At 44.7% G+C, this 23,852-nt stretch carries 18 protein-coding genes; 16 read left to right on the top strand and 2 right to left on the bottom strand.

Translation table 11 applies throughout. The annotated features are described in order from the left end of the window. The first annotated feature begins 4 nt into the window (after nt 1-4). Both ABDV94_RS13830 and ABDV94_RS13825 read left to right on the top strand, forming a co-directional pair. On the top strand, nt 5-982 hold the full coding sequence (locus tag ABDV94_RS13830; RefSeq protein WP_343747789.1) for a DUF3137 domain-containing protein: 978 nt from the start codon (nt 5-7) through the stop codon (nt 980-982). A 96-nt stretch (nt 983-1,078) separates the two neighbouring features. Further along, on the top strand, nt 1,079-2,488 hold the full coding sequence (locus tag ABDV94_RS13825; protein ID WP_343747788.1) for a phosphoglucomutase/phosphomannomutase family protein: 1,410 nt from the start codon (nt 1,079-1,081) through the stop codon (nt 2,486-2,488). Nucleotides 2,489-2,617: 129 nt separating this feature from the next. Here ABDV94_RS13825 and ABDV94_RS13820 read toward each other — a convergent pair whose 3' ends face one another. Beyond that, nucleotides 2,618-3,193: a hypothetical protein gene (locus ABDV94_RS13820; protein WP_343747787.1), complete on the bottom strand. Its 576-nt coding sequence runs from the start codon at nt 3,191-3,193 to the stop codon at nt 2,618-2,620. A gap of 250 nt (nt 3,194-3,443) precedes the next feature. On the opposite strand from ABDV94_RS13820, the gene aroC reads away from it, so the two are divergent. The 6 genes from aroC (at nt 3,444) to ABDV94_RS13790 (ending at nt 12,912) form a co-directional block, all read left to right on the top strand. Beyond that, nucleotides 3,444-4,514 carry a chorismate synthase gene (gene aroC, locus ABDV94_RS13815; protein WP_343747870.1) on the top strand — a complete coding sequence of 357 codons (1,071 nt, stop codon included), beginning with the start codon at nt 3,444-3,446 and terminating at the stop codon, nt 4,512-4,514. Further along, nucleotides 4,511-6,316, top strand: a complete 1,806-nt coding sequence (locus tag ABDV94_RS13810) for a hypothetical protein (RefSeq protein ID WP_343747786.1) — start codon at nt 4,511-4,513, stop codon at nt 6,314-6,316. Before aroC ends, ABDV94_RS13810 begins: the two co-directional genes overlap by 4 nt. 95 nt (nt 6,317-6,411) lie before the next feature. Next, on the top strand, nt 6,412-7,686 hold the full coding sequence (locus ABDV94_RS13805; RefSeq protein ID WP_343747785.1) for an NAD(P)/FAD-dependent oxidoreductase: 1,275 nt from the start codon (nt 6,412-6,414) through the stop codon (nt 7,684-7,686). Nucleotides 7,687-7,885: 199 nt separating this feature from the next. After that, nucleotides 7,886-10,903 (top strand): two-component regulator propeller domain-containing protein, encoded by a 3,018-nt coding sequence (locus ABDV94_RS13800; protein WP_343747784.1) that lies wholly within the window; start codon nt 7,886-7,888, stop codon nt 10,901-10,903. A 57-nt stretch (nt 10,904-10,960) separates the two neighbouring features. Further along, nucleotides 10,961-11,581, top strand: a complete 621-nt coding sequence (locus ABDV94_RS13795; RefSeq protein WP_343747783.1) for a response regulator transcription factor — start codon at nt 10,961-10,963, stop codon at nt 11,579-11,581. A gap of 194 nt (nt 11,582-11,775) precedes the next feature. Continuing rightward, on the top strand, nt 11,776-12,912 hold the full coding sequence (locus tag ABDV94_RS13790) for a hypothetical protein (protein ID WP_343747782.1): 1,137 nt from the start codon (nt 11,776-11,778) through the stop codon (nt 12,910-12,912). 255 nt (nt 12,913-13,167) lie between these two features. Here the strand turns inward: ABDV94_RS13790 and ABDV94_RS13785 are convergent, their stop codons facing one another. Further along, on the bottom strand, nt 13,168-14,067 hold the full coding sequence (locus ABDV94_RS13785; RefSeq protein ID WP_343747781.1) for a T9SS type A sorting domain-containing protein: 900 nt from the start codon (nt 14,065-14,067) through the stop codon (nt 13,168-13,170). Nucleotides 14,068-14,236: 169 nt separating this feature from the next. Between ABDV94_RS13785 and ABDV94_RS13780 the strand changes: the two genes are divergently transcribed. The 8 genes from ABDV94_RS13780 to ABDV94_RS13745 all read left to right on the top strand — a co-directional run bounded on the left by ABDV94_RS13780 (nt 14,237) and on the right by ABDV94_RS13745 (nt 23,801). Next, nucleotides 14,237-14,701 carry a DUF4293 domain-containing protein gene (locus ABDV94_RS13780; protein ID WP_343747780.1) on the top strand — a complete coding sequence of 155 codons (465 nt, stop codon included), beginning with the start codon at nt 14,237-14,239 and terminating at the stop codon, nt 14,699-14,701. Nucleotides 14,702-14,822: 121 nt separating this feature from the next. Next, entirely contained in the window at nt 14,823-16,694 is a 1,872-nt protein-coding gene (locus ABDV94_RS13775) for an ABC-F family ATP-binding cassette domain-containing protein (RefSeq protein ID WP_343747779.1), read from the top strand. A gap of 377 nt (nt 16,695-17,071) precedes the next feature. Further along, a complete protein-coding gene (locus ABDV94_RS13770) occupies nt 17,072-19,153 on the top strand; it encodes a TonB-dependent receptor (RefSeq protein ID WP_343747778.1) in 2,082 nt (693 codons plus the stop codon). Nucleotides 19,154-19,230: 77 nt separating this feature from the next. Continuing rightward, a complete protein-coding gene (locus tag ABDV94_RS13765; protein WP_343747777.1) occupies nt 19,231-19,779 on the top strand; it encodes a lysozyme inhibitor LprI family protein in 549 nt (182 codons plus the stop codon). A gap of 4 nt (nt 19,780-19,783) precedes the next feature. After that, the gene (locus ABDV94_RS13760; RefSeq protein WP_343747776.1) at nt 19,784-20,860 is read left to right on the top strand and encodes a lipase family protein; all 1,077 of its coding nucleotides are present in this window, start codon (nt 19,784-19,786) and stop codon (nt 20,858-20,860) included. 230 nt (nt 20,861-21,090) lie between these two features. Continuing rightward, a complete protein-coding gene (locus ABDV94_RS13755; RefSeq protein WP_343747775.1) occupies nt 21,091-21,591 on the top strand; it encodes a hypothetical protein in 501 nt (166 codons plus the stop codon). Between the two features lie 52 nt (nt 21,592-21,643). After that, nucleotides 21,644-22,408, top strand: a complete 765-nt coding sequence (locus ABDV94_RS13750; protein WP_343747774.1) for a prolipoprotein diacylglyceryl transferase family protein — start codon at nt 21,644-21,646, stop codon at nt 22,406-22,408. Beyond that, nucleotides 22,398-23,801, top strand: a complete 1,404-nt coding sequence (locus ABDV94_RS13745) for a radical SAM protein (RefSeq protein WP_343747773.1) — start codon at nt 22,398-22,400, stop codon at nt 23,799-23,801. The genes ABDV94_RS13750 and ABDV94_RS13745 overlap by 11 nt, the downstream gene beginning before the upstream one ends. Nucleotides 23,802-23,852: the final 51 nt, after the last annotated feature.

Below are 23,852 nucleotides of genomic sequence, written 5' to 3'. Positions count from 1 at the left end.
GCGGATGGAACAGAGTTTTGCACAATTGCAGGCTGCCATGATCGCCAGTAACCTGGGCGTTTTGGAAGCCGAGCGAAAAGCCTTCGTGAAAAAATTCCTGAAACAGGTTTTAATCTGTACAGGTGTTTTGATCGGGGTAATTGTTTTGTTTACAGTAAGCGGATCGACCGGTTTTTCGAGACTCCTCGTGGGAGGAATTATCTTTTTCGCTGCAAGTTCTTTCCTGATCATCTCGTACAATAAATTCTACAAAAACTTCAAAGCGCAGTTTAAAGGGAAAGTCATTCCAACGGTGGTGAAATATGTTGATGAACGATTGGATTACGATCCGACCCGAAGCCTGATTAACGAGTATACGGAAAGCAGGATTTTCAACCAGCGTTATGATCGCCACAAGGCAGAAGACACCATTTCAGGTACATTTGATTCGACGAGCTTTTCCTTCGGGGAGATTCATACGGAATACAAAACCGTGTCGACTGACAAGAATGGAAATCGCCAGGAGTCGTGGCACACGATCTTCAAAGGCATGTTTTTCGTGAGTGATTTCCACAAGAATTTTGAAGGTGAAACAATCATCGACGCAGATTCGATGGAGCGGTTTTTCGGAAAATTCGGCCGCAATTTTCAGAAATGGAACCCGAGTCGGGCAGGAAAATTGGTACAGCTGGAAAACCCGGAATTTGAAAAGCGTTTTGCCGTTTACAGTACGGATGAGCAGGAATGCCGCTATATTCTGAGCCTTTCCATGATGGAGCGCCTGGTGGAAATGAGTAAGAAAATCAATTTCCAGATTTCACTTTCTTTCCGCAATAATCAGGTTTACCTGGCCGTTTTCAACAACATGGATTTATTCGAGCCTTCTGTTTTCGGAAGTTTATTGAAGGAAGAAGACTACAAGATCATTATTTCGATGCTTCGCCTGATGACTGGTGTGATCGAAGATTTGAACCTGAACACGCGAATCTGGACAAAGGAATAATCGATTTAGTATTCATTTAATCGAATTCTAACATCAGAATACCGTTTTCTGTAATGCGCATTAACTATATTTGGACACTTAAAAAATGGAATCGATTTGGCAACAAAAATAAAATTTGGAACAGATGGTTGGAGAGCAATCATCGCAGAGGAGTTTACAGTAGAAAATGTAGCCAGAGTAGCATATGCAACTGCTCAGTGGTTGAAAAAGTCGGACTGGAACTCTAAAATTGCGTTAGGTCACGACTGCAGATTTGCGGGAGAACTATTTGCCGAAACGGTTGCGAAAGTGCTCTTGCACGAAGGAATTGAAGTGAAGATGTCGAAAGGATTCGTATCCACTCCGATGATTTCACTGGCTGCAAACCAGCTGAGCTGCGGATTGGGAATCATCCTGACAGCGAGTCACAACCCGCCTTCTTACAACGGATTCAAGCTGAAAGCACATTACGGCGGACCTTTGACTCCGGATTTGGTTCAGGAAATCGAAGACATTATCCCGGATTCCGTTCCGTTTGATTATACAACAGTTGATTTGAGCACGTTCGAACAATCCGGGAAACTGGAAATCGTGGATTTCGAAACGCGTTACGTACAACATATTGAGAAAAATTTCGACCTGGAAGCGATCCGTAAATCCGGGTTGAACCTGGTGTATGATGCGATGTACGGTGCAGGTCAGAATGTAATCCGCCGTATTTTGCCGGATGTTCAGTTATTGCATTGCGAGCACAACCCGTCATTCCACGGACAAGCTCCTGAGCCGATTCAGAAAAACCTGCAGGAACTGGAGCGCTTCATCATCGAAAAAGGAAACATTGATTGTGCCCTGGCAACGGATGGTGACGCAGACCGTATTGGGTTATACAACGGAAAGGGAGAGTTCATCGATTCGCACCACATCATTTTATTGTTGCTGCATTACCTGTTTTCAAACAAAGGAATGTCTGGTAAAGTGGTAACGGCATTCAGTACCACACCACGTGTGAAAACCCTTGCGGAGCACTACGGACTGGAATACCAGGTGGTGAAAATCGGATTTAAGTACATTGCCGGAATCATGGTGGAAGAAGATGTATTGATCGGAGGAGAAGAATCCGGAGGAATTGCTGTGAAAGGACACATTCCGGAGCGCGATGGAATCTGGATGGGATTGATCATTTGGGAATACATGGCGAAATCCGGTAAAACACTGGATCAGCTGATCGATGAAGTATACGAAATCGTGGGGGCGTTTAAATTTGAGCGCAATGACCTGCATATTACGGAAGACCTGAAACAGGCAATCGTAGCGAAATGTACAGCCGGAGAATACAAAAGCTTCGGAAAATATACCGTACGTGATGTCGGAACGATTGACGGATGGAAATTCTTCATCGACGATAACCGCTGGGTAATGATCCGCGCATCCGGAACGGAGCCCGTTCTGAGAACCTATGCGGAAGCTCCGACGCTGGAAGAAGTCAGAGAAATCCTGAAGGCAACAGAAGAAACAATCTGTAAGTAATTACAAGCACGAAATAGAAAAAGCGATCTGTCATTGACGGATCGCTTTTTTTATAGTGACTGATAAGGTTTGGAAATTTGCTGCATCCCTTGATACAGCTGGGCAAATAGATGGATGTCTATTCGTATTTTAATGATGACGACCGTGCCCATGTCCATGACCGTGCCCGTGTCCACGTCCATGCCCCGGAGGGTGATGATAAACCGGTGGATGAGGATGATGCATGATCACGCGTTCTTCCACGTAAACCGGCTGCGGTTCAACGACCACCGGATGAATCTCCAGGCTGAAATTGACACGCGGTTTTGGTCTGCTTTCTACACGGACTCTCTGAACAGGGGGAGGGACCGGTTTGAAAACGCGGTACTCATAATATGTTTTCCGGTGCTCCGGGTTGTAATAATACGGATGTGTTGATGCAATCCACATTTCAAAACGCGGTGAACTGGAATACGCAACTGAAACGTATCGTGGAGGAAGCTGCGTTACAGGTCTCCAATAGGTTCTTTCCCAAACGAAATAAACCTGGTGCGCCGGATCGAAATAGACGTTTTGTCTGGGATAATAATAATATCTGTTTTTCTTGACAGCTTGTCGTTGCAGATGATAAGGCCTTTGGTCTTGTTTTGCACTCACAAATCCTGCAAGACCGGTTGAAAAACAAAATAGCAGGAGGAATACCCGGTAAAAGCTTGAAGTTTTCATGATTCTTAAAATTTGTGTTTGTACGAATCGCTACTCAATTGCTTTGCCAAAATGATACAAGCGGAATGTAAAATCGTATTAGATTCTTTAAAAACAGGGTTTTAGATCGTTTCTCAGGATGAAACACGCGATCTCTTCAAAATGAAAACTAAATTCAAAATGAATGAATTGTTTTCAAAATGAAAGTGATAAATTGGGAGTGTGTGTCGGCGATTTGAGTATTTTTGGTAAGTTCATTCTTACAAACAATATGGCAGGTTCTGTTTTTGGTGTTTTGGTTCGGTTAACGACTTTCGGAGAATCTCATGGAAAGGCGGTTGGAGGAATCCTGGAAGGAATTCCGGCAGGTTTTTCGATCAATGTTGAAGAAATTCAGAAAGATCTGGATCGTAGAAGACCCGGACAATCAGCCATTGTAACCCAGCGGAAAGAATCTGACCGGGTGCAGTTGTTATCCGGAATTTTTGATGGGAAAACATTGGGAACACCGATCGGTTTTTTGGTCGAAAACGAAGATCAGAAATCGAAAGATTACGACGAGATGCAGCATGCATTTCGTCCGTCACATGCCGATTTCACCTATCAGCAGAAATATGGAATCCGCGATTACAGGGGAGGAGGACGTTCCTCCGCAAGAGAAACCGTTTCGAGAGTGGTGGCAGGATCCATTGCCCGGCAAATTCTGGAAACAAAAGGCATCCGGATTGATGCATTTGTAGACCAGGTAGGTTCGCTGAAATGGGAAGGTGAGTGGACAACTGAATTGAAAACAATCAGCGAGTCGAATAGTGTGCGCGTTCCTTCGGAAGAGCTGGCTTCACAAATGGAGACACTGATCCGGGAAGTGCGAAAAGAAGGAGATACGATCGGCGGAGCTGTCCGGTGCGCGATTTCTGGTGTGCCTGCTGGTTTGGGCGAACCGGTTTTTGACAAGCTGCATGCTGAATTGGGGAAAGCCATGCTTTCGATCAATGCCGTAAAAGGATTTGAAATCGGTTCCGGATTCGATGCCATTTCGATGCGCGGATCCGAACACAACGACTTGTTTACACCAGACGGAAAAACAAAAACCAACTATTCAGGCGGAATCCAGGGAGGAATTTCCAACGGGATGCCGATTGATTTCCGGGTAGCCTTTAAACCGGTTGCAACACTTATACAGGAACAGGAAACAATCAATGAATCGTTTGAGCCTGTTTCATTGAAAGCAAAAGGTCGCCACGATCCATGTGTCGTGCCGCGAGCCGTTCCGATTGTAGAAGCCATGGCAGCGTTGGTGATCCTCGACTATTACCTGATTCAAAACGCCTATCAGCAATGAAACAGCACATGGAGCGCTTCCTGGCAAAAAAATGGATGATTTTCCTGCTGTTTGCATCGTTAACCTACTTGTTCGCAACTAAAACCGACCGGCTTTACCGGTGGACAAATCCTGGTGATAAGCAAATAACACCGATCCGTTCCGACGCGGCAGGATATTATACCTACATGCCTGAATGGTTTATCTACGAAGGCTCCAATTTTTCATACTCAGACAGTATTGCCCAAAAATACCCCGATGCCGGTTTTGAAGACAATTTATCCAAAACCGAAACCGGGAAGAAATACAACAAATATTTTACAGGAACAGCCCAGTGTCTCACACCTTTTTTCCTGATTGGGCACATGCACGCTAAAATTGTTGGAGAAGACACCGACGGCTACACCTGGCCTTATTTGCTTTGGCTCCACGCAGGCATGATTTTCTATGCCATGACCGGACTCATCGCCTTGTTCCTGTTTCTCCGCCGCTTGAAAATAGATTACCTGGCTTGTTACGTAGCAGTGCTTGCCCTGGCTTTGGGAACCAACCTGAGTTATTATGTTTACATAGATATTCCATATTCACACGTGTTTTGTTTTGCGATCGTGAATTTGTGTTTGCTCACTGGAATCAAGTGGATTCAGGAAAACAAAGCGCGGAGTTTGGTGTTTTTCCTGTTCTTCCTCGGTCTGGCTTTTGTGATCCGGCCAACCAATATCCTGATCATGGCTTTTGTTCCATTCTTATTCGATACGAATAAGGAGTTGGTATCGCGCATCCGGAAAATGTTCCGGGAACAATGGAAAGCCTTGCTGCTCGGAGTCATTCTATCCGGAATCCCGGTATTCATCCAGGTGTATTTCTTTTACCTGCAAATGGGAGAAATCCGCATGAACAGTTATTCTGCCGATGAAGGATTTACCCTTTGGAAAAATCCCTACATGTGGGAAGTGTTGTTTGGTTTCCGCAAAGGGGTATTTGTTTACGCCCCCGTTTTGTTATTGATCATTCCCGGACTGATCGTGCTATTTTTCAAAAAGAAGCGGATGTTTGCAGGAATTCTCCTTTTTATGCTGCTTTCAACCTATGTACTTGCTTCCTGGTGGTGCTGGTGGTATGGTGGATCGTTGGGGTTCCGCCCGATGGTCGATTTTTATGGCCTGTGGATTCTTCCTTTGGCTTACCTGGTTCAGTATGCAAAAGTGATCGGGAGAATCGTCCTTTTGTCAGCAGTCTTTTGCACAGCCTGGATTTACCAGACTTATGAATTTCAGCAGAAGAAACACATCTTGCACTACGATTACATGAATTACCCGATGTGGAAAAAAGTATTCATGCGGGAAGAACCCCGTTTTTCATTCATGTACTATTCCGATATGGATACACTTCCGGACAACAGTCAGAAAATCGGTGCTCCTCTTGGTTTTTCAATCGATGATCACTTGCTGAAACCGGGAGAACTGGCCGGATATGATGGACAGAAGCCATTCAGAAGTGTTGTGTATTCGGGAAAAATCGTGAAGGTGAAGAACCCTGATTCGTTTATCGGATTGCGTGTGACCCTGGATGGTTATTTGTATTCGCCGGAAGAAAATCCATCCCTGATGACCGAATATTACAAAGGGGGTAACTGGATCGGCAGAAAAGACATGCTCGTAGGCCCGCGTTTCGATCAGGAGAATAAGTGGGAACACATCGTAGTGGATGTCACTCCGGATTTCCGCTGGAAGGATGCAGACTCTGTGAAATGCAGTCTGTTGATGGGAGAAAAAGCCATGCAGTTTCGCAATGCAAAGCTTCAGTTATTTCAGATCAAATAAGTACGTCGTTTCAAGCGGTTTAAAATTTAAAATAAATAGCTAATTTCTGTTATTTTAGTGAATGCTTACCATGGAAAATGATTACATTCATGGGCATGAAACGTAAGAAGATCGTCATCATAGGTGGTGGCTTTGCGGGATTGAATCTCGCCCGTAAATTAGCGAAGGCTGATTGTGAAATTATCCTGGTGGACAAACAGAACCACCACATGTTTCAACCGCTTTTTTATCAGGTGGCAAGTGCGCGCCTGGAGCCTTCGAGTATTTCATTTCCTTTCCGTGCAATTTTCAGGCGCAGGCAAAACGTAGAATTCCGGTATGCAACCGTAGAACGCATTCGTACGGCAGATAATGTCATCGAAACCTCCATGGGAGAAATCTCCTACGACGAACTGGTGATTGCAACCGGGTGTCGCACCAATTTCTTTGGAAATCCGGATCTGGAAAAACACACCATGGCCATGAAATCGACCCAGCAGACGATTCATATCCGCAACACAATCCTGACAAAGTTTGAAAAAATCATGTTCGTTGATAATAAACAGGAGCAGGAAGAACTGATGAACCTGGTCATTGTTGGTGCCGGGCCTACCGGAGTGGAACTTTCCGGCGCGTTTGTGGAAATGAAAACAAAAGTCCTTCCGAAAGATTACCCGCACTACGATTTTTCCCAGCTGAAGATCATTTTGCTGGAAGGAAGTCCGAATACACTCAATGCCATGAGCGAAAAATCCCGCATGTGGTCGCGCAGATACCTGGAAAAAATGGGCGTAGAAGTCCGCACTTCAACGGTCGTTTCCGGGTATGACGGTCATAAACTGGAACTCAAAAGCGGCGAAGTGATTCCGACACAAACCGTCATCTGGGCGGCTGGAGTACAGGGAAATGTCATCCCGGGACTCGAACAGGCTGAAATGGTCAGAGCACGTTATACGGTCGACAGACATTCGTTGGTGAAAGGCTACAACAACATTTATGCTATTGGAGATATTTCCTACATGGAAACGGAGAAATATCCACAAGGGCATCCACAGTTGGCAAACGTGGCGATCAACCAGGGGCGTACGCTGGCACATAACTTCAGAGCAAAATGGTCCGGAAAATCCCAGCAAAAGTTTGAGTATAAGGATAAGGGAACCATGGCTACGGTAGGAAAACACAAAGCAGTAGTAGAATTGCCTAATTTCAAATTCCAGGGATATTTTGCCTGGATGGTTTGGATGGCGCTGCACTTAATGCTGATTTTGAGCGTTCGGAATAAAATTGCCGTTTTCTTTAACTGGGCGTGGCGTTATATTACCGGAGATACTTCTTTGAGATTAATCCTGAGAGACGAGGTGGACCGGGATGTGATGAGACGGAACGATTAATTAGAGTCAGGATTTATGGAGACAAGACGCCAGGCTAATTGATCATTCGTCCGACTTCTCGTTTGTAGGGGCTTGTCTCTTGATTCCCGTTTCCTGGCTCATGTCTCTATCCATCTTCTGTCTTGACTCTTTTTTCGAAACCATTGAATATAAACACGTAAAACCGTAGTTTTGATCCAAACTCAATCAAGGCTGCGGTTTGCTGTTTAAAAATAAGATTCTGCTTTTGTTCCTGTTGGTGAGTGCTGTTGTCAGTGCCCAGACGAATACAGGACAGTTTGTAAACTACACCGGAAAGGATGGTTTAAGCGAAGCGTATTGCTCTGCTGTTGCGCAGGATAGCCGCGGGTTCTACTGGATTTCAACGCAGGGGGGAATCAACCGCTTCGACGGAACGAACTTCAAAACGTATTTTCCAAGTGACATGCTGGGCGAAAAGCAACTGCTTGATAATTCGCGGGTATATTTCGAAATTGCTCCCGATCAGCTGATTGTGACACTTGGAAACTCGCAGGCATACATCCTGGATTGTATTTCACAGGAGTTTAAACCGATTTCCTGTTTTAAAAACCGCTGTGCACTGGATTTTATCCGGATCGATCAAAACCGGATTGCCGTTCCGAGCTTTGATACCGTTTTCATTGTGAACAACCGGATGAAACTGCTTCAAATCATTGTGCCGCCCTTGAAGAAGCAGACGCCTTTTGGCTTGCAGATGAAGTTGCTGAGTAAATCCACGTGTTTGATCGGCTCACCCAAAGAGTTTTTTGTATTCGATCTGGATTCAAAACGCTTCCTTCCGTTCAAATCCGGATTACCACTTGAAGGAGTCTCCAATACCGGATATGGATTGCTGTATGCAGACCAGAAGCGTCAGCGGATTTACTTCATGAATTATTTCAGCGGTTTATTCCAGCTCGATTATTCCGGTAAAGTCCTGTATTCCTGGCGGCAGGAAGGAGCAGATAACGAACTTCCCGGTCTTCCGTGGGTCATGATCGTCGATAAAAGCAACCCGGAGATGGTGTGGGTTGGCGGAGATCACGGCATTGCACATCTGAACCTGCTGACACGAAAGGGAATCCGGTATCAGCACGATCCGCTGATTCCGTTTTCATTGGGAAGCGACCAGATCAGCAATTTATTCATGGATCGCTACCACAATCTGTGGATCACGAGTACCAAAGGAATGAGTTTGCTCAATAAAAACGCGACTTTGATGGAATCCTGGGCCTTACCGATCAGCGCGGATGAACCTGTCATGAATATCTGCCGCATTTCTCCGCACGAATTACTGGTCGCAAAATACTTTTCCGGGGTGTTTAAAATCAACGAGGAAAATCGGCAAGTCGAGCTGGTTCAACCCGATCGCCTGAAGAAATCGTGGTTCATTTTTAAAGACGGGTCGAAGTTGATTCACGGTGGAGAAGGCGTTGTCCTCCGGCAGGTCGATCTGAAAACAAATCGCGTAACGGAGCTGAATTTCCTGAAAGAGTATTTTAAAAAATCGGAATTGGTTGTGATCGGATTCCGACACAGTTCCGGCGATTGGTGGTTCAGTGGAAATATGGGAGGCGGTTTGGTGCGTTTCGACCCGAATACGAAGAAAGCAGCCCACTTTTGCCGCGACAAGCAATCGTTTTCCGGATCTTATTTCACACATTATTCGGAAACCCCGAACGGCGATCTGTGGTTTGCAAGTAATAAAACGCAGGTACTCACGCATTGGATCCGGGAAGAAGACCGGTTCGAAGAAGTAAATTTTGAGCATCTGCTGAAAACAGCGCATCAAAGTGTGGCTTTGTGCATGGTGACGGATCCAAAGGGAAATGTATGGGTAGGGTTCGAAGGTGGGGGATTGATCCGCTATGAACCTGAGACGAAGAACATGCTCTTTTTCGGGAAACGGGAAGGCATTCCGTCCAGTTTTATCAGCAACCTGGTTTTTGACGACCGGAACCGCTTGTGGGTGGGAACGCGGAAAGGATTGGCCTGTATCAGTGCCGATTTGAAAAAAGTGCAGTCGTTCGGTGTGGAAAACGGCTTTCCTTCGGAACATTTTGATCAAAGCTCCTATTTCGACCGCCAAACCGGGATGATCTGGATTGCCTGTGACAATTACCTGCTGCGTTTCTTTCCGGATAAATTGCTGAAAGTTGAAAAACAACACCTCGAAATCTTCATCGACGAATTCCTGGTTTCAAACCGCAAACAAACACTTGGAAGAGGAAAAATTTATTCCTTATTGCCGAACCAAAACACCGTACAATTGAATTTTTCATCCATTAACTCACTGGGAAGAAGCCGGATTGAATACAGTTACTGGCTGGAAGGTGCTTCGGCAACCTGGGTTTCGCTCGGAACCAATTCCAGTGTCAATTTCCCTTCTTTGGGATCGGGAACCTATGTTTTCCAGCTCCGGGCGCGCATTCAGGGAACGAAAAACTGGGTGTATCTCAAAGAACCCTTGCATTTTGTGATCGGTACGCCGTGGTATCGCAGCTGGTGGTTCAACGTGTTGGTATTCCTGGCTAGTGCCGGATTGATATTCTTCGTGACACGGATGTATTTTTTGAGCAAGATCGAAAAACAGCGGGCCGTTCTGGAAAAACAACGGGCGGTTCAAAACGAACGCGACCGCATTGCCTATGACATGCACGACGATCTGGGAAGTGGACTCACGCGGATTTCCTACCTGAGTAAGGAAGCATTAAAAAAGCCCGACAACCAGCAGGAACTGGAGCGCATCAATTCGGCATCGCTGGAACTGGTTGAAAACATGAGCGAGTTGATCTGGGCCATGAAAATGGAAAACGACACCTTGAGTGATTTACTGGCCTACCTGCGTCATTATGCGGTGGAATACCTCGAAACAAACCGCATTTCGGTTTATATCGACCTGGATGAGGTGGAAACCGAAACGATTATTTCCGGGGAAACACGCCGCCACATCTTTCTGATTTTCAAGGAAGCGTTGCACAACATTGTCAAACACGCTGAAACAGAAAAAGTCGAAATAACCGTCAGTATAGTCGAAGAACGCTTGTGTATTCGAATCCGTGATTTCGGGAAAGGAATGAACGGGGAAGAACACACGAAGAAATTCCGCAACGGAATGAAAACCATGCAGAAGCGCACAGATCAATTGCACGGAAAAATGGAAATCGGTTGTGCAGAACCAGGAGTAAGACTCGATTTTGAATTTCCGCTCAGCTAAAATCAACCGTTAGGTTCATTGTTTTAAAACACACAAACAGTTTAATTTGTAAATACCATGATTGGAATCTGTATCATAGAAGACATTGCTGATATCCAAAACGGATTGAGGTCTGTGATTGAAAGCGATGAGCGGCTGCAGTGGATTGAATCTTTCGACACGGCGGAATCGGCTATTGAGAAGATTCCGGAGCTGAAACCCGATGTCGTGATTACAGATATTAATCTTCCCGGGAAAAACGGAATTGAATGTGTTTTCGAACTGAAAAACAAAGATCCGAAAATTCAGTTCATGATGTTTACAATCTATGAAGACAACGACCAGGTTTTTGAAGCGCTGAAGTCGGGAGCAACCGGCTACATTCTAAAAAACACCTCACCGGATAAAATCATTGAAGCCGTAGTGGAATTATACGAAGGGGGCAGCCCGATGTCGCCCAAAATTGCACGGAAAGTATTGCAGTCGTTTAACATGACGAAGGAAAACCCGGTGATTCAACTGCTCTCGAACCGGGAACGCGAAGTACTGGAACTCCTGAGTAAAGGCTATTTATACAAGGAAATTGCCGACCGGCTGGACATTACGCTAAGTACGGTAAAACGACATCTGAACCACATCTATGAAAAACTCCAGGTACAAAACAAAACGGAAGCGGTGAATAAGCTTTACGGGAAATAACTACGGATGATTAATTCCGAATTCCGAATGGCGGACAATTTATTTTTGCATTAGGCATTAGGCATTAGGCATTAGGCATTAGGCATTAGGCATTAGGCATTAGGCATTCGTAATTATAGAAATGAACCGAATGGTTGATTGACACGCTTTTCTTCTCTCAATAAATTTGTTGGAAATAAGTAAATAAACAAATTATGAAGAGAAATGATCGTGTAGCGGGAAACTGTTTAAAGTCCTTTGCTTATTTGTCGGTCACCGCTTTGGTGGCTTTGACATCCTGTAAAAAGAACAATCCGGCACCGCAACAGGTAACGCCGGTTAACCCGACGCCCACAAATTGTAACGTAGTGGAAGTGAGCAGTACCATCAGCAGCCCAACTACCTGGACTGCCGGGAACGTATACGTGATCACCACATGGATCGATATCGATGCGCCGCTGGTAATCGAGCCGGGAGTAATTGTGAAGTTTAAAAGTGTAGCCGGATTGCAGGTTTATGCCAAAGTCACGGCAGATGCTACGGCTAATAATCCGATCATTTTCACCTCATTCAAAGACGATAATTACTGTGGAGACAGTAACGGAGACGGAACTGCTTCCACACCGTCGAAAGGGGATTGGGGCTATGTTAAAATGCGTGGTGATCAACACGGTTCCGTTTTCAGATATTGTAAGTTTCTGTATGGTGGAGGAGAAGGCGGAGGCCGCGTGGTGGTAGCGGATTCCGGTACCGGGAACATCCATGATTTCACATTTGACCATTGTACATTTGCACATACGTATGGCGGTACAAGTTATAGCACTGCTGCTTTTGACGGAGCTGAAATGAAAGATCCTTCCGTGAGCATCGTTACCAACAATATTTTCTATGATAACTCCATTCCGATTCTTGTCATGGGTTACTTCGGGTTGGATGCAAGCAACAGTTACCACAATCCGGACGACGCAAGTCAAACGAATAAATATAACGGGATTGCGGTGTATGGTTCGGGAATGAAAAACACGACTGTTATTTACAATGAAACAGAGGTTCCGTATGTGTTGAACGTTGGTGGAAACAACAGCCTGAGTTCAACCGGCAGCGAATTACTCGTTGTAGGCCCTGGTGTGATTGTAAAATTCAGTTCCTCAGGAGGAATTTCCGGATGGAATACAAGCAACTTTAACTTCAGCCCGACGGCTGTATTTACCTCTCTCAGGGATGATGCGCATGGAGGAGATACGAATGGAGACGGAAGCGCATCTGTTCCTGCGACGGGCGACTGGAATGGAATCAACATGGGAACTACTGCCGGCTGGTATACAACCAATGTTTTCTACAGTACGCACTAATTCCGGAAAAGATTAAATCCATGGATGCCACATCGTATAGAAGCGATGTTTAACGGGAGAGACACCGACGGCGATGATAGCGCCAACTTTCCCTGGTGGGTGATCGGAACAGCTTTTTAAATAACGAAAACCAATGCGTATGTTTCAGGCGCCGATAGATTGTATTGCTGCACACTAGTGACCCGAATACACCCACAAGAAGCGGTCAGACTGTCAAGGAGTCTGGCCGTTTCCGTTTTATTGACTCAAATGCTGTTAGTTTTTCAGGATACGCACCGTTTCTCTGAAATCCGCGGATCGAATGACCACGAGGTAAATTCCCGTTGCGAGACCATTCAGATCAATCGGGTTCCGGAAAGTTCCCCGGGGCATTTCTCCCGAATAAAGATGCTGGATGTGTTTTCCGCTTAGATCGTACAGATCGATTTCAGTCAATCCTTTCTTCGGGGAAAGGACTTCCAGGGTGGTTTGCTCCACTGCCGGATTCGGGAACACAGATGCTTTGTATTCCGTAGGATAAGGAACACCGTTTTCATCCAGCTCGACTTCAGCCTGCGGAACCGTATTTTCCAGGTAATTGATGTAAGTGACACTTCCGTAGCCTCCGCCCATAATATAAGTGCGACCTTCATAAGGTAATACTTCCACTTCTGCCAGTTCCTGCGGAGCTTGTTCCACGTATTGAACTATTTCATAGATCGGGTCGGCATTTACGACTTCTACTTCAACCGGGTGGGGTGGGATAAATGTCGTTTCTTCTTTCGGTGCTTCTTCCGGCTGTTTGTCTTCGATGACGCGTGCAAGTGCCACTTGTGTATCACTGATTTGTTTGCGGTCTCGTTCATCTTCACAGCTGAAGAGACTCAATCCGAATACGATCAGCAGTGCCGCAAAGAAAAGGTGTTGAAACTGGTTTTTATTCCGGGCGGCCCAGGCTTCGAATTCCGCATTCAGTGCCTGTTCCTGCGAAAGAGTCATCCGGATGCAGACTGATTGGCCTTTTGTTTCCAGTAACGTGCGTTTGATTTCATCTGTAGATCGATTGCTAAAATCAAGCACCTGTTTGGCACACTGCTGGCAGAATGCGCCTTTTTCGGTGGGGGTCATCTTGCTCCAGTCCTCGGAACAAGCCTCCTGAATTCCAACGTGTTTCATGAGTTGTTTCGTTTGGTTTACATTCGTTTTAGGTTAAGATGCAAGCTAAATCATTTTTCCATAAATCAGGATGAAAAAAAAGGAAAGTTCCCTTCTCATGGATTAAAATGCGGCTTCCGGGAAGCAGATACTTGCTAAAATGGTAACTTTGGAGGAAAATGATAGAAACATGATTCAACGAATTCAAACAGTATATTTTGCGGTAGCGGCTCTTTTGGTGTCGGTAACATTATTCGGAACCGATGTGTTCTCTTTTGTGCAGGTAGATGCGTACCATTCCACAGCGTATCACTTTTTCAAGGGAACAGAAGCGTTAACAAAAATGGATTTCTGGATGCTTTCCGCAATTCAGATCATTTTTGCGCTGATGATCATCTTTTCGTTTAAAATGCGTCACCGCCAGATTTTCCTGGGTTGGATTCTGTTTTTACTGAATATCCTGAGTTCCGCGTGGATGGTTTTGGGAGCAAATGTCAAAATGATTGAAGTTGCCAAAAACGTGAAACCATCTGAAGGTTTGTCATTCGGATTTGCATTTTATGTACACGCAGCGGCATTTATCTTCGTATTCCTGGGAATCCGCGCAGTTCGAAAAGACCGGAAGCTGGTTGATTCGTTGAACAGATTGAGATAACTCCTAATTGAGAATGTAGAATTGAGAATTGAAAAGAATTACGGGTGTATTCATTCGTCATTAGTCATTCATAATTCGTAATTAACTTCGTACCTTTGCACCTTCAAAAATACTTCACAGCATGAATTTTCTTTCCGTTGAAAACCTGACAAAATCCTTTGGGGATCGTGTAATCTTTTCAGATGTTACCTTTGGAATCGATCAGGGAGATAAAGTGGCGATCGTCGCTAAAAACGGAAACGGGAAAACGACCTTGCTCCGTAGTTTGATGAACCTGGAGCAGATTGACTCTGGGCGTGTAGTTTACCGGAATGACATCCGCGTAGCGTTCATGCAGCAAAGTGAAACATTGGATGACTCACATACGATTTTGGAAGCGGTTTTCTCGCATGACCTGCCGGAATTGCAGATTGTGAAGAAATACAACCAGGCGCTGCGTGAAGGGAACGAGGAGGCGATTCACGCCTGTTATGAAGAACTGACAGAGCTGAATGCCTGGGATATGGAAGTGAAGGTAAACCAGATTTTGTCGGTTCTGAAACTGGACGATACGAGTTTGCTGGTCGGAAGTCTTTCCGGAGGACAGAAAAAACGGGTGGCACTGGCCCAGGTGTTGGTTGCCGAAGCAGACTTCCTGATTCTCGATGAGCCTACCAACCATTTGGATCTGGACATGATCGAATGGCTGGAAGAATACCTTTCGAAATCAAAATCGACTATTTTGATGGTGACGCACGACCGCTACTTCCTGGAAGTAGTTTGTGATACAATCTTCGAACTGGAAGACCGCACAATCTATAAATACAAGGGAAATTTCTCGTATTACCTGGAGAAAAAAGCGGAACGCCAGGAGCAACTGCAATCAACGATTGACAAGGCGCGAAATACCTTCAAAAAGGAATTGGAATGGATTCGCCGTCAGCCAAAGGCACGTGGCACGAAGCAGAAAGCCCGTATCGAGAATTTCCAGGATGTCAAAAAAGTGGCAGGTCAGCGCATTGACGAAGACGAAATCGATATCCCGGTGAAAATGGAGCGTTTGGGGTCCAAAATCCTGGAACTGCATAAAATCGGGAAATCATATGGAAGTAAAGTGATCCTGGAGAATTTTTCCTACAATTTCCAGCGTAAAGAGCGTTTGGGAATCGTTGGAAATAATGGAACCGGAAAATCGACGTTCCTGAATATGATCCAGGGCCGCGAAGAGGTCGACAAAGGAAAAGTGGTTACCGGTGAAACGGTCGTTTTCGGTTATTACAGCCAGGAGCTGATCAAAGTAGATGAGGACAAGAAAGTGATTGACGTGATTCGCGATATCGCCGAGTTCATTCCTTTGGAAAAAGGCCGCCAGCTTTCCGCTGCCCAGTTTTTGGAGAAGTTTCTGTTTCCGCGCCACATGCACTACAATTTCGTTCACAAATTGAGCGGTGGTGAAAAAAGACGTCTGAAACTCATGACAGTTTTGATGGCAAACCCGAATTTCCTGATTCTCGATGAGCCTACCAACGACCTGGATATCTTTGTAATGAGTGTCCTGGAAGATTACTTGCGCACATTCGAAGGTTGTTTGATTGTGGTTTCACACGACCGTTATTTCATGGACAAAATGGTGGATCACCTGTTTGTATTTGAAGGTCAGGGAGCAATAAAGGACATTATCGGAAATTACACCGAATACCGTAAACAAACTGCTGCTGATTACAAAAAGGACAAGAGTGAGGAGAAACCTGCCGAAGTGGTGAAAGTGAAACAAATCGCCACAGAAACTCCGAAGGAGAAGCGGAAGCTTTCTTTCAAGGAAAAGCAGGAATTTGATCAGATCGAAAAGGATTTGGAGCGCCTGGAAGAAGAAAAGGTGAATCTTACGCAGGTACTTTCTGATTCCAATGCAACGAATGAACAGCTGATGGATGCCGGATCAAAGCTGTCGGTGATTGTGGCGGAGATTGATCAGAAGACGGAGCGGTGGATTGAGTTGTCCGAGTTCGCATAAGCTGCTTATAAAATACAGATCCGCATGTGCGGAATTAGCCCCGATACAGCGAGGGTTTTACGTTATTTTACAATGGTCTGAATGTTCAGATTTCAAATGCTGCTTCAAAGTGATCTGCTTTGAGGTAGAATCTGCTATTTTTCAAAATTTCAATTGTAAATCCGGAGTTGTTAAACACTGGGTTGAATCAAAGAGGTGTTTTTCCGGTGATGGAAATCTGTGTTGTTTTATGAATAGACATGTGTCTGTTAGCCCAGTGATAGCAAGGATTTTACACACTGGTATACCTTTATAAAAAAAGTATTTTTAGATTTTACTAGTCAATAATTTAGATTTGTCTAAAAATATATTTTTACTTTTGTGTAAAATATATTTTTATGCATCGTATTGTTATTCTTCTTTTTGGTGTGGTTTCGTGGTCATCACAAGCCCAGGTTCAGACCATTGATTCGTTAAAGCACACTGCGGATACTCTGAAAGAAATTGAAGAAGTGACCATTACGGGAAGTCGTATTGCTGAGTTGAAAAGAAACAGTGTGATTCCGGTTGCTGTGCTGGATCAAAAACTGTTTCGCACCGTTTCCGCAACATCCGTTTCCGATGCATTGAAATTCTCTCCCGGAATCCGGATGGAAACCAATTGCCAAACATGTAACTACACACAAGTGCGGATGAACGGTTTGGGCGGGGCTTATTCCCAGATTCTTATTAACGGAAAACCACTGTTCTCGTCCTTGATGGGATTGTATGGACTGGAACAAATTCCAACGACGGTGGTTGATCGTATTGAAATTGTGAATGGAGGCGGTTCGGTCTTGTACGGATCAAATGCCATTGCGGGAACGATTAACATCATTACCAAACAACCGGCCAACGAGTTTGTAGAAGTTTCGGTCAAAGAATCGCTCCTGGAGAAAGGGCCGCTGGAACAAGTGGTGCAATTGAACGGGGCACTGCTTTCGAAAAACAAAAAAAGCGGCATCCTGTTTTCCGGGATGAACAGGCTTCGTGGAGGATATGACCGGAACGGTGATGGTTTTACGGAAATTCCGCGGGTAAATAATACGCTGCTTGCACTCAATGCGTTCCAAACCATCGGAAAATCGATCGAACTACGGGCAGATTTCTGGACGTTGCATGAACAACGACAAGGCGGACAGTTCTGGAACGGAGATCCGCAGCAGGCCGCACAAAGCGAATTCAGAAACCAGCTTTCAACCATCGGGCAATTTTCCGGAAACTGGAAATCACAGAACAAGTTTTGGAACATCCAGGTGTATACGGGATATCAGAAAACAAACCGCCACCATTATACCGGGATTGATCACGTGGATGCCTGGGGAAAAACAAACAACCTGACCTGGCAGTCGGGAATTCAGACAAGCTGGAACCACAAACTCGGTGAGAAAATGAAAACCGTATTGGTTGCAGGTTTGGAACATTACTACGACGAAATCCAGGACACCATCCGGGGCTACGACTATTTCATCAACCAACAAATCACACAACTTGCAGCTTTTTTGCAGGATCAGCTGGATTTGGGTGAGAAATGGTCGCTTGTTGCAGGATTGCGGGTCACCAAACACTCCAAATTGAACCATCCGGTAGTGACTCCGCGGGCAGCTTTGTTGTTTAAGGTAAACGGACAGTGGCAGTTTCGCGTGTCGTACGGAAACGGATTCAAAGCACCGCAGGTTTTTGAAACGGATATGCACATAGCATTTGCAAACGGGGGGATTTCCCAAATCCAAGTTGATCCGAACCTGAAAAGTGAAATTTCCCATGCATATTCCGCCCAGGTAAATTGGAATCGCAGACGCAAGAAAATGCTGTATACTTCGGAATTGACCTTGTTCCACACCCAACTGCTTCACGCATTTGTATTGAACGAAATCCAAAGTAATGATCCGTCGAAAACCCTGCTTTTTCGAACCAATGGATCCAATGCGGAAGTGAGCGGAATCAGCGGATCGTTTCGTATGCGCTGGCACCGCTTTGTTCAGACCGACCTGAACATGACCATCCAGGAATCACGCTATACGGAAGCGCAGCAATGGTCGTTGGAAGTGGAGCCGGAAAAGCGTTTTCTAAGAACACCGAATACCTATGGTTCAGCTACGGTTTCCATTTTTCCGGAAGGTTCCTGGTCGGGATCACTGAGTTGCGTCTACACGGGAAGCATGTTGGTTCCTCATTTCGGCGGAGCACCGGAACTTACACAGGACGAACTGCTTCAAGCCAGGTCATTCTGGGATTTGGGATTGAAAGTGGAAAGAAGCATTCATTTACATCGTTCGGAGCAGACAATCCGCATTGGAGCTGGAATTCAGAATGTGCTTGATAGTTACCAAAGCGATTTTGATACGACCAAATTCCGCGACAGCAATTTCATCTACGGTCCGCCAAGACCCAGAACTTTCTTCGTGGATTTGAAGTGGATGCTGGGATCAAACCATTGAATGCCGTTTCGCCGGTGATTAATTTTATTTCGGGTGCAGGGGAATAAAGCGGATTGATTATTTTTAAGCTAAAAACAATGTTCCGGATCATCATCGTTGTGTGTTTGACACTGCACTTTTCATCTTCTGCCCAGGTTTCAGACGCCGAAATGGATGCGTTGAGAGCAAACTGGCGGGAGGAATTGTCAGAAATAGCGCATCAAAAGATTCTGAGAATGCCGAAGAAAGAAGGCATGCCGGAATTTTCGGATTCCATTCAGCGCCTGTTTGTCCGCGATACCTTTTTAGTGGAAAATATCCTGCGGCGTCAATCGGCGAAGGAACCATCCACTTTGGGAATCAACAAAGCCCAATTGTTTTGCGCTTCGGAATATGATCAACTAGTCGACAAGTATTTTGCCATTCTGCAGTCGAAAATGAAAAAAGAAGATGCAGAACTGCTGGTCTCCTGGCAAAAAGAGTGGAGAACACTCATGAATACCGAAAAACTATTGGTCGGAAGACTCATGCAGGAACCGTACAGCGGAGGCGGAAGCATTCATTCGCTCGTATACACGGCACGACTGATGAACCAGAATAAAAACCGGCTCCTGACCATTATCGATTACCTGACTCACATGATTTAAGCTTATGAAAAAGATCTTGTTGCTCCTTTCCCTGATTTCGCTCACATCCTGGTCACAAATGAAACCAGGATACGATAAAACTGAAGCGATCGAATTAATCAAAGTTAACTTCCGCTTCATCGACTCAACTCGCTGGGATTCGGTTCCGGGGCCAGAACGTTTCTCTCTGAAATACCGCTCAAAAACGCTGGGTTTCGACAACAAATGGGATTATTGGGAAGACAACCATGGAGTAGGAGTGATCTCGCTTCGCGGAACAACCAGTTCGTTCACCAGCTGGGGAGCGAATTTCTATGCAGGAATGGTTCCGGCAAAAGGCTGGATCAAGATCAGTGAGAAAGACACCTTCTACTACGAATTGTCGAAAGACCCGAAAGCGTTGGTACACGTGGGATGGACAACGGCTTTGGGCTGTTTGTGGAAAGACATGGATTCGGTGCTTTTTGCGCAGATTGACCAGGGAAAAAAGGAATTCTATATCACCGGACACAGTCAGGGAGGCGCTTTGGCCTACCTGCTTACTGCTCATTTATTGATCATGAAGGAAAACGGGATCATCCCGGCAGATGTTCAGTTCAAAACCTACTGTAGTGCAGCTCCGAAACCCGGAAACCTCTACTTTGCCTATTATTATGAGAAAATGACACAGTCTGGCTGGGCATACAACACGGTCAATGCCCTGGATTGGGTTCCCGAATCACCGTTTTCGATTCAGACGGTCAATGATTTCAATGCAATCAATCCTTTCCAGGACGCCAAAAAAGCCATCAGGCAATTACCGTTGCTCCCGAGGTTGGTAGTGAAGCACATGTACAACAAGATGGATCGACCGACCAAAAAATCCCAGAAGCGTTTTGAAAAATACCTCGGTAAGAAACTGGGAAAACTCATGAAGAAAAAGCTGAATGGTTTCGAACCGCCTCAACTGGCACATTCTTCCGGGTTTACACGTTGTGGCAACTTCATCATCCTTTACCCGGATGTGGAATATTATCAAAAGTTTCCTCAGGATCCGAAAGAAAAATTCATGAATCACATGCTGGAACCTTATTTGTTGTTGTTGGATAAATACTCAAAATAATTGTATATTTGGGTCACACTGTTTTTTGACACACTTGATACTATTCACAATACCGCTTAACCCGGCTTTTTCCAAAGTTGGGGTACGAATCAATTTTTCTTGCGAAGATTAAGAACGGCATAGTGCTTGTGGCCGATTGCTTCCGGCAAATAGTTTCACGTAGTGTAGCATTTTTGGCTTACTGGCTGAAAGGAGCAGTTGCGTATATACTTACAAATAACAACGGAATAATGGAAAAAAGCCGATTTTCAGAAACTCAAAAATTCAGACAGTGGTGGTTGTGGTTTATCCTTGCAGGAACAAAGGGCTTGATGGGCTTTTTAATCGTAACACAAGCGATGTATGGGAAACCTTTTGGCGAAAGTAAATGGGAAAACATCAGCTTACTCATCGGTTTTTTCATTATGCTCGTTATTTCCATGCTGTTTTTCATTCTCCGCCTGGAAACCAAAATTTCAGACAACGGTATTTTCGTACGCTTTTTCCCGCTTCAATTGAAATACAGGCATTACAAATGGGAAGACCTTGATCAGGTTTACCTGCGTGAATATTCGCCGATTGCCGAATACGGCGGCTGGGGGATCCGCTACAGTTTTTCTGGAAGTGGAAAGGCGTTCAATGTGTCCGGCAGAACCGGGCTTCAGTTGGTTTTTAAAGACGGACGAAAAGTATTGATCGGAACTAACAAAGCAGAAGACATGATGCAGGTATTGTCGGTAATGGGGAGATAAAAATGCTAACTTTACCAACCTGATTCATGTTTAACATATCTGTGCTGAGAATATGGAATTCCCGATAAACCTCCACCTTTTCGGATTAGAGATCAATACCCATTTAGTTACCGAAATTGCCGCTTTTTTCGTTGGTTTCCGGTTTTATGTGTTCCGTAAAAAACACAGTGCAGATCCGTTTTCATGGGAACAACGAATGATTATACTGATTGCTGCAGCTCTGGGAGCATTGGTGTTTTCCCGTATTATCGGTGCGTTGGAAAACATAGAAGAGTGGAAGAGCAGACCTGATTTCTGGCTTTATCTGTATGCTTCCAAAACGGTTGTGGGAGGGTTGTTGGGAGGTTGGTTGTTTGTTGAAATTGCCAAGTATTTGATGAGGCAAAAGGCTTCTTCCGGAGATGTCATGACTTACCCGATATTACTGGCTTTGTTTATCGGAAGAATGGGTTGTTTTTCACAAGGAATAGGAGAAATGACCTACGGAAATGCAACGGATTGGGCAACAGGAATGGATTTGGGAGACGGGATTCTGAGACATCCTTTGGCTCTTTATGAAATGTGTGTCCTGATCCTGATTACCTTGTTGTTGCTTGTTTTACAGCGTGAACGGAAACTGACAGATGGAATGCAGTTCAAGCTCATGATGTTCTTGTATCTTTTCTATCGCTTTGTTGCAGAATGGATGAAACCGAGATTCCCCTTGTTTTTTGGATTGACAAGCATTCAGATTGCAATCATAATCTGTTATTTGTTGTATCTTCGAACCATTGTGAATCTGATTACCATCCCTAAAAGAAGCCTTTATGCCAGCTGAAAGCCCTTATGTTTATTATGATCACACGATCAGTTTGTGTCATGAGTGCCACAGGCGGGTTTCGGCAAAGATCGTTTTTGAGGATCACAAAGTATTTATGCTGAAGCGTTGTCCGGATCATGGTTTTCAGAAGAGCATTATTTCGGATGATATCGCGTTCTATAAAAATATACGGAACTACAACAAAGCTTCGGAGTACCCGAAAGAACCCCATACACATACCGATTACGGATGTCCGATGGATTGCGGTATTTGCGCGGATCATGAACAGCATTCCTGCTTGACTTTGATCGAAGTAACCGACCGCTGTAATCTGACTTGTCCGACTTGTTATGCATCTTCTTCGCCGACACATGGAAAGCATCGTACGCTCGAAGAAATCAAACGTATGGTGGATGTGATCGTTGAATCGGAAGGAGAACCGGATGTTGTACAGTTATCAGGAGGAGAGCCGACCATTCATCCTGATTTTTTTGAAATACTGGATTATTGTAAGACACAGCCGATCAAACACCTGATGGTAAACACGAATGGAATCCGGATTGCGAACGACGAAGGTTTTGCTGAAAAACTGGCTGCTTACCAGCCTGATTTTGAAATTTACCTGCAATTTGATTCTTTTGAGAAAGAAGTATTAGAATCCCTTCGCGGACGTGACCTGAGAGAAATCAGGACTAAGGCTCTGAAAAAATTGAACGAATTGAATTTGAGTACAACGCTGGTTGTAACCCTTCAAAAAGGATTGAATGATTCTGAGATAGGAGAAATGATCACCTATGCACTGAAACAACCATGTGTTCGCGGAGTCACTTTTCAGCCCACGAGTTCCTCCGGAAGACTGGAAAACTTTAATCCTGCAACAGATCGTTTGACGAATTCGGAAGTGAGAAGACTGATCCTGGAACAGTCTCCATTGTTCGAACCTTCAGATTTGGTTCCCGTTCCGTGTAATCCCGATGCACTGATTATGGGATATGCCTTAAAAATGAATGATCAGGTATTTCCTTTGACACGATTGATCAACCCGGAGGATTTACTGAATAATTCGAAAAATACGATTGTTTATGAGCAAGATCAGCGTTTGCATAATCATTTATTGAATATTTTCTCAACGGCTCCTTCCGTAGAAAAAGTACAAGATGAAATGCATCAGTTGTTATGCTGCCTGCCTGTTGTAGAAGCTCCGGGATTAACTTATGCGAACTTGTTCCGGATCATCATTATGAATTTCATGGATGCTTATGACTTTGACGTTCGTGCAATCAAAAAATCCTGCGTTCATATTGTACATCGCGATGGAAGAATCATTCCCTTTGAAACGATGAACCTGTTTTACAGGGATGAGTTCAAGGAAAAATTTGATCACCTGGTTTCACAACCTTTAAAATTGTAGTATGGGAAATTTGGGTTTATTACTCATTGTTTTTAGTGCCTTGGCATTTTT

Origin of the sequence: Fluviicola sp. (assembly GCF_039596355.1) — a bacterium.
Classification (GTDB): Bacteria; Bacteroidota; Bacteroidia; order Flavobacteriales_D; family Crocinitomicaceae; genus Fluviicola.
This window is presented reverse-complemented; position numbering and strand designations above follow the sequence as displayed.

Excerpts from the sequence above, each read along its gene's own strand:
- ABDV94_RS13770 (WP_343747778.1), top strand. The coding sequence starts at position 17,072 with ATGCATCGTATTGTTATTCTTCTTTTTGGTGTGGTTTCGTGGTCATCA.
- ABDV94_RS13805 (WP_343747785.1), top strand. The coding sequence starts at position 6,412 with ATGAAACGTAAGAAGATCGTCATCATAGGTGGTGGCTTTGCGGGATTG.
- ABDV94_RS13785 (WP_343747781.1), bottom strand. The coding sequence starts at position 14,067 with ATGAAACACGTTGGAATTCAGGAGGCTTGTTCCGAGGACTGGAGCAAG.
- ABDV94_RS13820 (WP_343747787.1), bottom strand. The coding sequence starts at position 3,193 with ATGAAAACTTCAAGCTTTTACCGGGTATTCCTCCTGCTATTTTGTTTT.
- aroC (WP_343747870.1), top strand. The coding sequence starts at position 3,444 with ATGGCAGGTTCTGTTTTTGGTGTTTTGGTTCGGTTAACGACTTTCGGA.
- ABDV94_RS13780 (WP_343747780.1), top strand. The coding sequence starts at position 14,237 with ATGATTCAACGAATTCAAACAGTATATTTTGCGGTAGCGGCTCTTTTG.
- ABDV94_RS13765 (WP_343747777.1), top strand. The coding sequence starts at position 19,231 with ATGTTCCGGATCATCATCGTTGTGTGTTTGACACTGCACTTTTCATCT.
- ABDV94_RS13830 (WP_343747789.1), top strand. The coding sequence starts at position 5 with ATGGAACAGAGTTTTGCACAATTGCAGGCTGCCATGATCGCCAGTAAC.
- ABDV94_RS13760 (WP_343747776.1), top strand. The coding sequence starts at position 19,784 with ATGAAAAAGATCTTGTTGCTCCTTTCCCTGATTTCGCTCACATCCTGG.
- ABDV94_RS13810 (WP_343747786.1), top strand. The coding sequence starts at position 4,511 with ATGAAACAGCACATGGAGCGCTTCCTGGCAAAAAAATGGATGATTTTC.
- ABDV94_RS13750 (WP_343747774.1), top strand. The coding sequence starts at position 21,644 with ATGGAATTCCCGATAAACCTCCACCTTTTCGGATTAGAGATCAATACC.
- ABDV94_RS13795 (WP_343747783.1), top strand. The coding sequence starts at position 10,961 with ATGATTGGAATCTGTATCATAGAAGACATTGCTGATATCCAAAACGGA.
- ABDV94_RS13775 (WP_343747779.1), top strand. The coding sequence starts at position 14,823 with ATGAATTTTCTTTCCGTTGAAAACCTGACAAAATCCTTTGGGGATCGT.
- ABDV94_RS13745 (WP_343747773.1), top strand. The coding sequence starts at position 22,398 with ATGCCAGCTGAAAGCCCTTATGTTTATTATGATCACACGATCAGTTTG.
- ABDV94_RS13755 (WP_343747775.1), top strand. The coding sequence starts at position 21,091 with ATGGAAAAAAGCCGATTTTCAGAAACTCAAAAATTCAGACAGTGGTGG.
- ABDV94_RS13790 (WP_343747782.1), top strand. The coding sequence starts at position 11,776 with ATGAAGAGAAATGATCGTGTAGCGGGAAACTGTTTAAAGTCCTTTGCT.